The organism is Kitasatospora sp. NPDC042419, assembly GCF_056437345.1.
Genome location: NZ_JBWKAW010000014.1, coordinates 24,212 through 36,413, shown reverse-complemented (window position 1 = coordinate 36,413; position 12,202 = coordinate 24,212). Strand labels below are relative to the sequence as shown.

Annotated in this window: 9 protein-coding genes; 1 reads left to right on the top strand and 8 read right to left on the bottom strand. The window is 69.3% G+C overall.

Translation table 11 applies throughout. The features are described from left to right. The first annotated feature begins 27 nt into the window (after positions 1–27). On the top strand, positions 28–1,233 hold the full coding sequence (gene manA, locus AC067J_RS24630; RefSeq protein ID WP_478302569.1) for a mannose-6-phosphate isomerase, class I: 1,206 nt from the start codon (positions 28–30) through the stop codon (positions 1,231–1,233). Positions 1,234–1,327: 94 nt separating this feature from the next. On the opposite strand, the gene AC067J_RS24625 is transcribed toward manA, so the two are convergent. From AC067J_RS24625 to dnaB, 8 genes are all read right to left on the bottom strand, one after another. Then, positions 1,328–2,740 (bottom strand): acyltransferase family protein, encoded by a 1,413-nt coding sequence (locus AC067J_RS24625; RefSeq protein ID WP_478302850.1) that lies wholly within the window; start codon positions 2,738–2,740, stop codon positions 1,328–1,330. 349 nt (positions 2,741–3,089) lie between these two features. Next, on the bottom strand, positions 3,090–3,302 hold the full coding sequence (locus AC067J_RS24620) for a hypothetical protein (RefSeq protein WP_478302567.1): 213 nt from the start codon (positions 3,300–3,302) through the stop codon (positions 3,090–3,092). Further along, entirely contained in the window at positions 3,302–3,436 is a 135-nt protein-coding gene (locus AC067J_RS24615) for a hypothetical protein (protein WP_478302565.1), read from the bottom strand. Before AC067J_RS24615 ends, AC067J_RS24620 begins: the two co-directional genes overlap by 1 nt. A gap of 105 nt (positions 3,437–3,541) precedes the next feature. Continuing rightward, positions 3,542–6,169 (bottom strand): TniQ family protein, encoded by a 2,628-nt coding sequence (locus AC067J_RS24610; RefSeq protein ID WP_478302563.1) that lies wholly within the window; start codon positions 6,167–6,169, stop codon positions 3,542–3,544. After that, entirely contained in the window at positions 6,166–7,311 is a 1,146-nt protein-coding gene (locus AC067J_RS24605) for an ATP-binding protein (protein WP_478302561.1), read from the bottom strand. The genes AC067J_RS24610 and AC067J_RS24605 overlap by 4 nt, the downstream gene beginning before the upstream one ends. Next, on the bottom strand, positions 7,304–9,460 hold the full coding sequence (locus AC067J_RS24600; protein ID WP_478302559.1) for a transposase: 2,157 nt from the start codon (positions 9,458–9,460) through the stop codon (positions 7,304–7,306). The genes AC067J_RS24605 and AC067J_RS24600 overlap by 8 nt, the downstream gene beginning before the upstream one ends. Then, on the bottom strand, positions 9,457–10,128 hold the full coding sequence (locus tag AC067J_RS24595) for a TnsA-like heteromeric transposase endonuclease subunit (protein WP_478302557.1): 672 nt from the start codon (positions 10,126–10,128) through the stop codon (positions 9,457–9,459). The genes AC067J_RS24600 and AC067J_RS24595 overlap by 4 nt, the downstream gene beginning before the upstream one ends. A 282-nt stretch (positions 10,129–10,410) precedes the next feature. Further along, on the bottom strand, positions 10,411–11,898 hold the full coding sequence (gene dnaB / locus AC067J_RS24590; protein WP_478302848.1) for a replicative DNA helicase: 1,488 nt from the start codon (positions 11,896–11,898) through the stop codon (positions 10,411–10,413). Between the last annotated feature and the right edge of the window lie 304 nt (positions 11,899–12,202).

Sequence of the window (12,202 nt, the reverse complement as noted above, 5' to 3'; positions counted from 1 at the left end):
CTGCAGCAAAGGAGCAGGACCGCGCCCATGGACAAGCTCGTCAACACCGTCCGCCCGTACGCCTGGGGATCGGTCAGCGCGCTCCCCGAGCTGCTCGGGCAGGAGCCGACCGGTGAACCGCAGGCCGAGCTCTGGATGGGCGCCCACCCCGGCGACCCCTCCCGGGCCGACCGGGGCGACGGGCCGCGCCGGCTGGACGAGCTGATCGCCGCCGACCCGGAGCGCGAGCTGGGCGCCGCCTCGGTGGCCCGGTTCGGGCCCACCCTGCCGTTCCTGCTCAAGGTCCTCGCCCCCGGCATCCCGATCTCCATCCAGGCCCACCCCTCGCTCGACCAGGCGCGGGCCGGGTACGCCGCCGAGAACGCCCTGGGCATCCCGCTGGACGCCCCGCACCGCAACTACCGGGACGCCAACCACAAGCCCGAACTCATCTGCGCGCTGGGCGAGTTCGACGGCCTGTGCGGCTTCCGCAGGCCGGCCGAGGCGGCCGTGCTGCTGGCCGGGCTGGACGTGCCCGCGCTGGCGCCGCTGATCGCCCTGCTGGGGGCCGCGGACGAGTCCGAGGCGCTCAGCAGCGCCCTGGCCGCCGCCCTCAGCCTGGACGGCCCGACCGCCGAGGCCGCGGTCCGGGACACCGCCGAGGCGGTCGACAAGGCCGCCGCCGAGGACCCGGACGGCCCGTACGCGCCGTACACCCGGATCAGCCGGGACTTCCCCGGGGACCGCGGCCTGATCGCCGGCCTGCTGCTCAACCACGTCCGGCTCCGGGCCGGCCAGGCGCTCTACCTCGGCGCCGGCGTGCCGCACGCCTACCTGCACGGCGTCTGCGTGGAGCTGCAGGCCAACTCGGACAACGTGCTGCGCGCGGGGCTCACCCCCAAGCACATCGACGTGCCGGAGCTGCTCAGGGTGGTGGAGTTCGCCTCCTGCGCGCCGGAACCGCTGCTGCCCGTCCCGGTCGACGGGACGCCCGGCGAGGAGCTCTACCCCGTCCCGATCGACGAGTTCCGGCTCTCCCGGTTCACGCTGGACGGCCGCGAGCGGGAGGTGGACGGCCGCGCCCCGCAGATCCTGCTCTGCACCGCCGGCGCCGCCCGGCTGACCGCCGCCGACGGCGGCGTCCTGGACCTCGCCCGCGGCGAGTCCGTCTTCGTCCCGGCCGACGGCACCACCACCCGCATCACCGGCACCGGCGGCGGCGCCACCGTCTTCCGCGCCACGGTCACGCTCTGACGCCGACGGCCCCGGGCCGGGGGCGGGAAGGTTCCCGTCTCCCGGCCCGGGGCCGTCGTCCCGTCCGCGGTTCCTCCGCGGCTCCGCGGTCCGGCTACCGGCCGCGGTCCGCCCCGGCGGCCACCGGTTCCGGTGCCGGCTCCGCTACCGTCGCGGCCGTTCCACCCGCCGGCTCGGCCGGGCCGCCCGGCGGGAGCGTCCCGCCCGCCGCCCCGACCGGCTGCGCGGGCCAGCGGGCGCTCACCGCCTTGGTCACGCGCCGGCCCAGGTTCTGGAACGGGATCTCGACCAGCCGGTACAGCAGGTAGCTCACCAGCAGGGTGGCGCCCAGGAACTCCGCGGTCCAGAGCAGCTGGCCGGCGCCCGTCTCCGGCAGCGGGGGCACGCCCAGCAGGTACTTGAGGGTGTGCAGGATCGGGTTGTGCAGCAGGTAGACCGAGAAGCTGATCGCGCCGAGCCAGGTCAGCACCTTCGGGAACCTGCGGTTGCGCAGCGCCATCCCGATGCCGAAGCTGAGCCAGGCGCCCAGGTACGAGGCGGTCCAGGAGACCCAGCCGGCCGTCCAGGTGCTCGACTCCATGCCGCCCTTGTTGTACATCCACCCGACGGCCGCGCCCGCGACGATCACGAAACCGAGGCAGAACGCGGCCGGGAGCCGCTCCATCTGCCCGCGTTCGGCCCGGTACACCACGGTGCCGGCGAACATCGTGGCGAAGATCATCCAGGTCTCGAAGGCCGGCGCCCGGCTGTTGTTGACCACCAGCACGACACCGAGGCCGGCCACCAGGACCGCACCGGTACGGGTCAGCACCGCGTTGCCGCTGAGCATGCAGGCCAGGCCCATCACCATGATCAGGGCGGCCGCCGCGACGAGGTTGCGCACCTCGTCGATGTTCCGGGTGAGCTGCATGGTGGCGATCGAGGTGCCGAAGACCAGCGCCACCGCGGCGAGTCCGACCGAGATCGCGCCGCTCTTGCGGTGCCAGTTGAGGGTGAACAGCGCGGTGACCACGAAGTAGAAGACCATCTCGTAGCAGAGGGTCCAGGTCACGGCCATGCCGTTGTACACGCCCAGGAAGTCCTGGAGCATCGTCCCGTTGGCGACCAGGGCGATCAGGTTGTGGCCGATCCGGAAGATCGTCACCGCGCCGTCGTCCTCGGGCAGGATCATGATCGCGAAGGCGATCCCGATGATCAGTGCCGGATAGATCCGGAAGAGCCGGCCGATCCAGAACGCCCTGACATCACCCCGCCGTTCGAGCGAGGCCGGGATGATGTAGCCGCTCACGATGAAGAACAGCATGACCCCGTAGAGCCCGAGGTCGAAGTGCCACCAGATCATCCCGCCGATGCCGAACGGCAGGATGTTGACCACCTCGAAGTGGTGGAGGGCCACCATCAGCGCGGCGATGCCGCGAAGCGCGTCGAGCCAGCCGAGCCGGGCCCCGCTCCCCGCCTGGAGTGTCTTGCCCTCGCCCTCCGGCACCAGGCGTCTTCTTCGTATCATCACGCCGGGGACACTAGTCGCCCGTCGCGGCCGGCTCCACACAGGGCCCCGCTTCCGGAGCAGGGCCCCTCCTCCGGGGCCGGCGGCCGCGACGCGGCCGAGCCAGTCCCGCGCCAGTCCCGCGCCAGCTGTAGGGTCTCGCCGCTCATGGCCAGTGGCGGTGCCGTGACCTGGTAGTTGTCGTCGTGTCTCACGGCTTGGCCAGCGGTCCAGTCTCACGATCGTGTCCGAATCCTCGGGGCAGCTGGCTTGCTGGCTCGTCAGCTCGCTGGCTAACCACCAGCTGACGGAGTGCAGAACGCAAGCGAGGCGCCGGCCCCGGAGTGGATGGCGCCCCGCTGCCGTGCCGTCAGGCCGGTTCGGGTGTGGGCGCCTCGGTCCGGCTGCCGCTCAAAACGTCCACGATGCGGAAGTCGTCGCGCTCCAGGGCCTCGACGATCGCCACGGCCATGTTCTCAAGGCCGTCCATGTCGGCAGGTAGGCATCCGTGCGCCTTCCGGTAGGCGACCATGGTGTCCACGATCCTGAGCACAACATCGATGTTCTCCGCACTGCTCTGCATCACGCCTCCTGTTCGTCGTCGCTGCCGCCGTTGACCGCACGGAGCCGCCGGTGAGCCTTGAACGCCTCCCCAGGCTCCGGCCAGTCGTCGACGCAGATTCCGTAGCAGGGCGGCGTCAGACCCCGCTCAGCCATATGAGTAAAGGGCCTGACCTCGCCAATCTCAAACTCGTGTCAGATCTGCCATCGCTTGGCCATCGACCATGAGATTTGGCCACGAAATCTGACCTCTTCCTCCAGTCAGACGTCTTCGCCGTAGGTGTTCAGGGCTCGGACAGCAGCCACGATCTTGGTGCCGAACGCGGTGGGACGCATCGGCTGGCCTCGTTGAGCTCGTTCGATCAGGGGCTTGCCGAGGTCCCGCTCGAGCCGGTTGATCTGGGTGACCAGAGTGGACTGGCTGATGCCGAGAGCTTCGGCTGCTTTCTGCATGGTGTCGTGGGACAGTGCGGCGATGAACCGCTCCAACCGGTCCCATGCATATGTACTGGTCAGGGCGTCACGAAGGAAGGCCGGCGCTTGTGTGGCGCGCTCCGCCGCACGGAGGGTGGCGTTGTGAGAGGCCCCACCCCGCCGCCGCAGCGGGAGGTTGTGGCTTTTCGCCCAGCGGTTCATGTGAGCCGGGCTCATGCCCTTCTCCCGGGCGAGGTCTCGCAGAGTCCGCCGGCGGCGAACGTACTGCTCGAAGAGCCAATCGGCCTCGACCTCCGCATGGCGCTTGTATTCCTGGAGACCGCCGCGTCGCAGGGGGATGCCGTACTGGCTGGCGAGTCGGGCAAGCAAGCCGCGGGAGATACCGGTGAGCTCGGCGATCTGCTGGAGAGAGCAGTGTTCGCCGAGGTAGAGACGGGCCAGTTCGGCCTTGGGCAGGTCCTCCATCGCCTTCTTAAAGGCTCTGCCAGCGGCTCTGGCCTGGGCTTTCGTCTCCGGGATCGCGGGGGCGGGGTGCTGGTCGAGCAGGTGCCGGACGGCTTCGACACTGGTGTCGAGGATTAGGGCGATGTGTTGGGCGGGGTGCTCACTCTGGCGGACGAGCTTGTGCAGGAGGTGGATGTCGACGCGGTCGGGGTCCGGGCCGGGGAGGTTGAGCCCGTCCATCAGGCTGGTGGGCGGCTGCCAGGTGACGGGTTCGTCGTCGATTCGGCGGGAAGCCAGGAATGCCTGTGCCTCCTCGTGGAGGGCCTGGGCCAGTTCTGGGGTGCGTAGGGCGGTGCGGCGGGCGTATTCGGCACGGAACTCGCCCCTGATGGTTCCGGGGTGTCCGGGGGCGGCTTCGATCGGCAGGCCGCTGATCTGCTGGAACAGATAGCAGCGCATGATCCGCTGGCGGAGAGCGCCGCCGGGCGGGGTGTCGGTGCGGCGGCAGATTGCCGCCCAGTGCTCGGTCGGCAGCAGGTCGGAGTAGTCCAGGCCGCGGCGGCGTGCATAGTCGATGGGGACATCGACGGCATCGAGGTGATCGGCCAGGCGGACCAGGGCGGTGACGAGGTCGGCCCAGCCCGGGTGGTTGTCCAGTCGTTGCAGAACTCTGGAGAGATCGTGGCCTTCGATCACGTTGCCGAGCCGGCGTGTGGCCGTGTCGAAGTCGATGCGGCTATCGACGGTCAGAAGGCTGGCGGCCAGCGCCGGGGCCAGGATGCGCGCGAACGTGCCTTCGGGCGGGGCCAGCCGGACGGTCCACGGGTTCCAGAACATGCTGGGGATCTTCCGGCTCCGCAGCGTGATGTCCGTGTTCGTTCTCGCGGGAAGACGGGGTATCTGCGCCGGCAGGCGGTGCCTCAGATGATCGCTGGGACGGCATGAGGGGGCCAGCCCGGCGAGGTGAACGGCTGTGAGGACCGGGCTCAGGCTGCGTCCCCACTGCCAGATCGTGGTGGGGCTGACTTGCGCCTCGTCGTCGCGGATGACTTCGAGTAGCGGACGCAGGGCCGCTCCGGCTTGGTGGATGTCCGGCTGATTCAGCACGCGCAGGGCGGCGGTGACGGCTGTCGCGGCGGTGACGGCCCGCGGTGGCGACATGAAGCCGGGCCGTTGTTCTGCCCGGGCGGCGAGGGTGCAGCCCGGGCCGGGGTTGAGGTGGGCGTTGGCGATGTCGTCGGGCACCCACTGGGCGAGGTCCTGGCCGGGGAGGCAGGACAGTAGGCGTCCGCAGACAGCCCGGATATCGGCCAGTGCCGCGGGTGCTGGCTGGGGAGCGAGCGCATAGGTGCCGAAGGTGGCCGTGCTCTTCTCGATCACGTCCAGCATCAGGGCCTGCGCGGCGAGCGCGGGATGATCCTCGTCCAGGCGAAGGGTGTCGGCATCCGCCAAGTCGAAGCCGCAGCCGCTGGTGACGGACCGGCCGGGTCCGGTGGGGGTGTTGCCGCAGCGGCCGGGGTCGGGGATGGAACGCGGGCCTCGGGGGCGGCGCCGAGGGATGCGCCCGCAGTGCGGGCAGCAGTCCGCCAGTAGCCGTCGGTGACGCAGGCAGGCGAAGGACCAGCCCAGCCGCCAGGACAGCATCCAACGTCCGTCGTGCTCGGAGAGGCAGTCCGGGCAGAACCGGGATCCGCTGCCGCGGCCCCAGAGCGCGGTGATGCGAACGCGGCGCCGCTCGGTATCGATCGTCAGTGCCCGCTGGTCGTAGTGCCGCAACGTCATCGAGTGAATGCGTGCGTCGGCCAGTCCGGTCGTGGCCGAGACCGCTGCGGCCTGCTGCGGCTGAAGCAGGACCGTCCAATCCACCTGGCCCCGCGGCAGCCCGGTAGCACGAGTCAGGTCGCCGAGGGGAGTGTGCAGGCGTCGGGCGGTCGCCTCTAGCCAGGAGTCCAGGGCCTCACCAGGAAGCGGTGCGACCCGGATCGGCAGAGTCCGCAGCATGTCTGTCATGCAGCCGTCCTGGGGCGGGGCTTGAGGCGGCTGGTCAGCTTGCCGGTCTCGAAGGCCAGCTCCAGCTCCCGGCGGGCTTCCTCAGCAGCCGCGTCGTTCTTGACACTGCTCAGCAGGTCTTCGTCCAGCCGCTCGGCGCCGGTGCGTACGGCTCGCTGACAGCCACGGTTGATCAGCGTCATGAGCGATCCGATGTGTCCGGTGCTGCGGGCGAAGAGGTAGTCCGACATGTCGTCAGCGATCATGCCGGGGTACTTGTTCACGAGGATGACGCGTTCCTCGATCGCGAGGAGGGTGTCGCGCCATCCGAGACGCCCTTGTTCGGTCTTGATGTCGAACGGTTCCATGCCCAGGCGAGTCGTGCGGCGTCCGGTCTGGGCAAGGACCGCGTCCTCGTAGGTGGCTCCCTCGCTGAACAGGCCCCGCTTCTCCAGACCGACACCGACCATCAAGAGGGTCACCGGGAACTCGTTGGCGATGTACTTGAAGTGGTTGCTGACCTCGATCCCGTTCTTGTTCTGCCACTTCAGGAAGTGCAGGTCGTCCACGATCAGCAGCTTCGTCTCCCCGGACAGGACGCAGTCGAGGGCGCGATAGCCGAAGTCGGCAGCTGTGCCGCGGTGCCGGCCGGGATGCCCGAAGTACTCCAAGATGGCCCGGTTGAAGTCGCGCATCCCGGTGTTGCTGGTCAGACCGACTCGGCAGACAGGCCAGCGTTCGTGTCCGTCATCGGTGAACTTGCCTTCCTCGCGGATGATGCGGCGGTGGAGCTTGCGGGCGAAGGCGAGCACGGCAGTCGTCTTGCCTAGTCCGGGAAAGGCATCGAGGGCGATCCCGCCCTTGACCTGGTCACTGTCCTGGTCGTTGCTGTCGAAGATGTCCCAGAGGTCTTCGTGCAGGGCCTTCATCTGCGGGGTTCCCAGCGGGCCGAGGTTCGCGTGCCACTTTCGGCGGGCGCGGTTGTACTCGGCCAGCGCTTCCTCCACCAGATCCTTCAGCTGCTTGCGGGACAGAAGCTCCGGGCGGATCCGGCGCGGGGCCTCCGCGAGGCGGGCGAAGCCTTCCTTGCGGGTCAGCGTGAGATGGTCCAGCCGGGAGCGCAGATCGGCTTCCTCGGCCTGTGCCCAGGGCGGCCTAGTCATCGTCGTCGATGTCCTTCAAGGCGGTTGCGTAGAAGTCGAGTTCCTCTTCGAGCTCCTCCAGGCCGTCGGCGTCGTCGTCGCCCGACTCCGGTTCCTGGACTTGAGTGGCCTCGATCGCCGGAGGCGCGGGCTGGTCGGGAAGGGACATCAAACGTGCGACCGAGGGCAGGGCGCTGACGGTGTCGGCTTTCGGCTCGGGAAATTCCAGGGCAACTTGTTCCCGGGAGAGCCGCAGGGCCATCCGCCGCTCGACCAGGGAAGTACCCAGTCCGAGGTTCCATCGCTTCAGCAGCAGAGCGATGGCCAGCCGGTCGTCGGGATAGGTGTATTCCTTCGCCGCCAGGCGCCGGGCGAACTGCAGCGCTTCCTCGCTCAACGGCATGGTCAGGCCGGGGGTGTGCTCCCACTCAAGGGTGTGCCAGGCACGTTCATGGTCCCGGAAGTGGATCCGGGTGGCGTCGTCGGGGTCTGCGAAGAATGGCAGCCGCCGCTTGTCCAGGTCGATGCCAGAGCTGGCCATGTCCCGCAGCCCGTCGAGGCAACCACCGTTGTATCGGCGGCCGTTGATCTCGACGCCGTAGGGCTGAACCGTGCGCATCGTGACGTCGAGGAACTCGAAGGCGAGATGCGGATCGCGGGGCACCTCGATGTAACCCGCCCGCGCGAGACCGTGCTCGAACATCACCGCTGGCGACAGTTCCACCTTCGGCAGGTGGGGGTCGAGCAGTCCTTCATGCGGCGTGCGGTGATAGTCCACCGCGATCCACTCGCGGATGATCGCTTCAAGCTCGTGGTGGAAGAAGAAGGCGTCCTTCTCCGGGTTCAAGCCGCGCGAGTGGATGTTGGGTCCCTTGTAGCCGGGCAGCCTCTGGAGCAGGTCTTCCCTGAGGGTCCGAAAGAATCGCTCCACCGGTCCCTTGTCCCGGCCCGTACGCAGCCTCGCCGGCTGCACCGAGATCCCCATCCGGCGGCAGACGCTGGTCAGATGCGCCGACAGGTAGATCTTGCCGTGGTCGACGATCAACGTCTCCGGCGCCACCTTCGGCCCCCAGACCCCGGTGACAGGCCCGTGCACGGCCTCGGCCTCCACCAGCACTCCGCGCGGAATGCCGTGTTCGGGCCAGGCCGCCTCTCTCGGCCAGTTCTCCGGGACGGGTCGGGGACGGTATGCCTGGTAGAGCACGGCCGCCGCGTCGATCGCTTTCGTTGACACCGGGGTCACCCGCAGGCCGATGATGCAGCGGGTGTACCAGTCCATCGCGACGGTCAGCTCCGCCTGCATCCATCGCAGCGTCACCGGGTCGAGCGCGAAGACATCCAGCCGCGTGGTGTCCATCAGCACGTACTCGCCCGGCCGCGTAGGACGTAGCTTCCCGTAGACCCCTCTCGGCCGGGCGGCGATGTCCCGGTTGCGCTGGGTACTCAGCCGGAAGGTCGGATGGCGCCGCTCCAGTTCCTGCATCCACCGGTAGGCCGTAGTCCGGGGCGGCACCGGGACCTTGATGAGCTTGAACTTGGTCTTGACGCGGGCCTCGACCTCTTCCAGCACCACCTTCACCGACGGCCGAGACTCCTCCTCGTACTCCTTCAACACCTCCACCGCGGTCTCAACCCAGCGATGATCGGCATTGCCAAGGACGCCGCGCTCCTGCACATTCTTCGGCACCAGTCCCGCCTCGCCGAACTCCCGAAAGGCCTGGGCCCATCGGCGCACTGTCCGCTCGGCCACCCCCAGCTCCATTGCCTTGGCCTCATACCGGGCCGTCAAAGGCAGGCCAGGGACATACTGAGGGCGCGGCTCATCAGCCTGGGCGAGGTCCTCGCTGCCGGATCGGTAGCCCGTCAACATCTCCCGGACATGCTCAGCCCGCTCCAGGACATCCTTCTTCTCGTCCTTCGTCAGTCGGTTCAGCACCACTGCCGCGAGATCTCCATCATCTGCGGACGACGGGCCTGACCTGTCGTGGATCAGGTCGGCGCGATCGGAGGTCAGCAGCCCGCGCAGCGACATCCGGGACAGCCGGTCGCGCCCGTCCTTGAGGATGACCTCCAGGCCCGTGGCCAGGCTGGCGAACTCCACGACCTCGACCGTTTCGCCGTCCAGCCGGAAGTGCGTCCCGACCCCCAGCTTCGTCCCTGCCCCGCTCATGCGGCCCTCCGCAGCACGTGTCCGGCGCTCAGCGGCCGGTCCAGGGCGGTCGTCACATGTCCGGACCACAGCAGGTGAAGTGCTGCCGACTTCACCAACGGCCGGGGGCGTTCCGGCAGCAACCGGAAGACCTCACCCAGCGACATCCCGTCAAGGTCTGCGGCCCGCAGTGCAGCTACCAGGTCGGAGTCGAAAAGCCAGTCACGACGGTAGCCGGCGAGGAATCGGATGTTCTCCAGCGCTTGCGGTTCCGGCTCGCTCCACACCTCGTACCGCCACCCGCGCGACGTGACCGCCTCCCGCGTCCAGGCAAAGGTGAAGGCGACCTCCGGCTTCTCAAGCCGGTGGCGTGGCTTGACGTCTACGACCAGCGGGCCGTTGTCCGTCAGCAGCAGGTAGTCCGGGATGTGCTTGCGGACCTTGCCATCGACTTCGGCCTTGAGCAGGAAGGGCTGGGCGACGATGTGCCGCACCTGCGGGTCGAAGTCGGCGAACAGCAGTCTCCCCAGCTCCAGCCGGGACTCGTAGATCACGTGGTCGCCCATGGTCGCCGACCAGTACGTGCCCGAGTAGTGCTGCTGCCCCTTGTACCACCGGAACGTCCGCCACGGCCGGGCCTCCCGCAAGACCCCGAGCGGCACCGACTGCCAGTCCAGGTTCTCCGCCACTGCCTCGTCACCACGTCGGACGCTCAGCCGTACCGGCGTGGCCACTGCTGTACCCATCGGACCACCAACCCCGCGCTTTCCCAGGCGGCCCTGCGGGCCGCCGAACGCCGGGGTTCTGCCCCGGCCACGTACACAGACGACAGCCGGGGCGGTTCTTGTACACGAAGAGGGGAACTACTCGCTGACGAGGCATGAATCCCATACCCCTGTCCTATTGGCCACACGATGGACATCACCGGTGGGAAAAGGACAGGGGATCTGGGACCCCACACCAGCCCCGGGTCAGTCCCGGGTCATGTCGACGAAGCGGGAGTAGTGGCCCTGGAAGGCCACGGTGATGGTGGCGGTGGGGCCGTTTCGGTGCTTGGCGACGATCAGGTCGGCCTCGCCGGCACGCGGGGACTCCTTCTCGTAGGCGTCCTCGCGGTGGAGCAGGATGACCATGTCGGCGTCCTGCTCGATCGAGCCGGACTCACGCAGGTCGGAGACCATCGGCCGCTTGTCGGTGCGCTGCTCGGGGCCACGGTTCAGCTGGGAGAGCGCGATCACCGGGACCTCCAGCTCCTTGGCCAACAGCTTCAGGTTTCGCGACATGTCGGAGACCTCCTGCTGGCGGTTCTCGGCCCGGCGGGAACCGCCGGACTGCATCAGCTGGAGGTAGTCGATGACGACGAGCTTGATGTCGTTGCGCTGCTTGAGCCGGCGGCACTTGGCGCGGATCTCCATCATCGACAGGTTCGGCGAGTCGTCGATGAAGAGCGGTGCCTCGCTGACGTCCGGCATCCGGCGGGCGACCCTGGTCCAGTCGTCGTCCGTCATGGAGCCGGAGCGCATGTGGTGCAGCGCCACCCGGGCCTCGGCGGAGAGCAGGCGCATGGCGATCTCGTTGCGGCCCATTTCGAGCGAGAAGATCACGCTCGGCAGCTTGTGGTGGATCGAGCAGGCCCGGGCGAAGTCCAGCGCCAGGGTGGACTTGCCCATCGCGGGGCGGGCCGCGATGACGATCATCTGGCCGGGGTGCAGACCGTTGGTCAGGGCGTCGAAGTCGGCGAAGCCGGTCGGGACGCCGGACATCTGGCCGTTGCGGGAGCCGATCGACTCGATCTCGTCGAGGGCGCCCTCCATGATGTCGGCGAGCGGCGCGTAGTCCTCGTTGGTGCGCTGCTCGGTGACGGCGTAGATCTCCGCCTGGGCCGCGTTGACGATCTCGTCGACGTCGCCCTCGGCGGCGTAGCCCATGCCGGCGATCCGGGTACCGGCCTCGACCAGCCGGCGCAGCACCGCGCGCTCGTGGACGATCTCGGCGTAGTACTCGGCGTTGGCGGCGGTCGGGACGGAGTTGACCAGGGTGTGCAGGTAGCCGGGGCCGCCGACCCGCTGGAGCTCGCCGCGCTTGGTCAGCTCGCCGGCCACGGTGATCGGGTCGGCCGGCTCGCCGCGGGCGTAGAGGTCGAGGATGGCGCCGTGGATCAGCTCGTGCGCGGGCCGGTAGTAGTCGGCCGGCTTGAGCACCTCGACCACGTCGGCGATGGCGTCCTTGGACAGCAGCATGCCGCCGAGGACGGACTGCTCGGCCGCGAGGTCCTGCGGGGGGACGCGCTCGAAGCCGTCGAGGCCGCCCTCGCCGCGTTCGTCCTCGCCGCCCTGGCGCCGCTTGCCGCCGTCCCGCTGGAAGCCCCCGCCACCGCCGGAGCCGCCCTTGCCGCCCTTCTGGAAGCCGCCGGAACCGCCCTGGCCCTGCCCGCCGCCGTGCGCGCGGGAGACCGGCAGCCGGTCGCCGGGGCCGTCCGGGAACGGGGCGTCGGCGAAGGCGCCGACGGGGAAGGGGTCGTCGGCGGTCTGCCAGTCGTCCTCCGGCGGCGGGGCGTCGTGGTCGTCGTACTGGGGGCCGGTCACGCGTGTTCCCCGATCAGCGAGTGGTGCGAGTTGGAGCGGTCCTTGCCGGTGGCCTGCTGCGGCGGAGCCTGGTTTCCGTGCCACCGCATTTCTACGCCACCGCACCGACAAATCGGACGCCGGAGCGGGTGGGAGTGTCGGGCGGAGGGCCCACGCTAAGGCGCCGGGAGCCCTTCAG

Bases quoted from the DNA above. Each gene is read 5' to 3' on its own strand.
- manA (WP_478302569.1), top strand. From the start codon at position 28: ATGGACAAGCTCGTCAACACCGTCCGCCCGTACGCCTGGGGATCGGTC.
- AC067J_RS24610 (WP_478302563.1), bottom strand. From the start codon at position 6,169: ATGACAGACATGCTGCGGACTCTGCCGATCCGGGTCGCACCGCTTCCT.
- AC067J_RS24620 (WP_478302567.1), bottom strand. From the start codon at position 3,302: ATGCAGAGCAGTGCGGAGAACATCGATGTTGTGCTCAGGATCGTGGAC.
- AC067J_RS24625 (WP_478302850.1), bottom strand. From the start codon at position 2,740: ATGATACGAAGAAGACGCCTGGTGCCGGAGGGCGAGGGCAAGACACTC.
- AC067J_RS24615 (WP_478302565.1), bottom strand. From the start codon at position 3,436: ATGGCTGAGCGGGGTCTGACGCCGCCCTGCTACGGAATCTGCGTCGAC.
- AC067J_RS24605 (WP_478302561.1), bottom strand. From the start codon at position 7,311: ATGACTAGGCCGCCCTGGGCACAGGCCGAGGAAGCCGATCTGCGCTCC.
- AC067J_RS24600 (WP_478302559.1), bottom strand. From the start codon at position 9,460: ATGAGCGGGGCAGGGACGAAGCTGGGGGTCGGGACGCACTTCCGGCTG.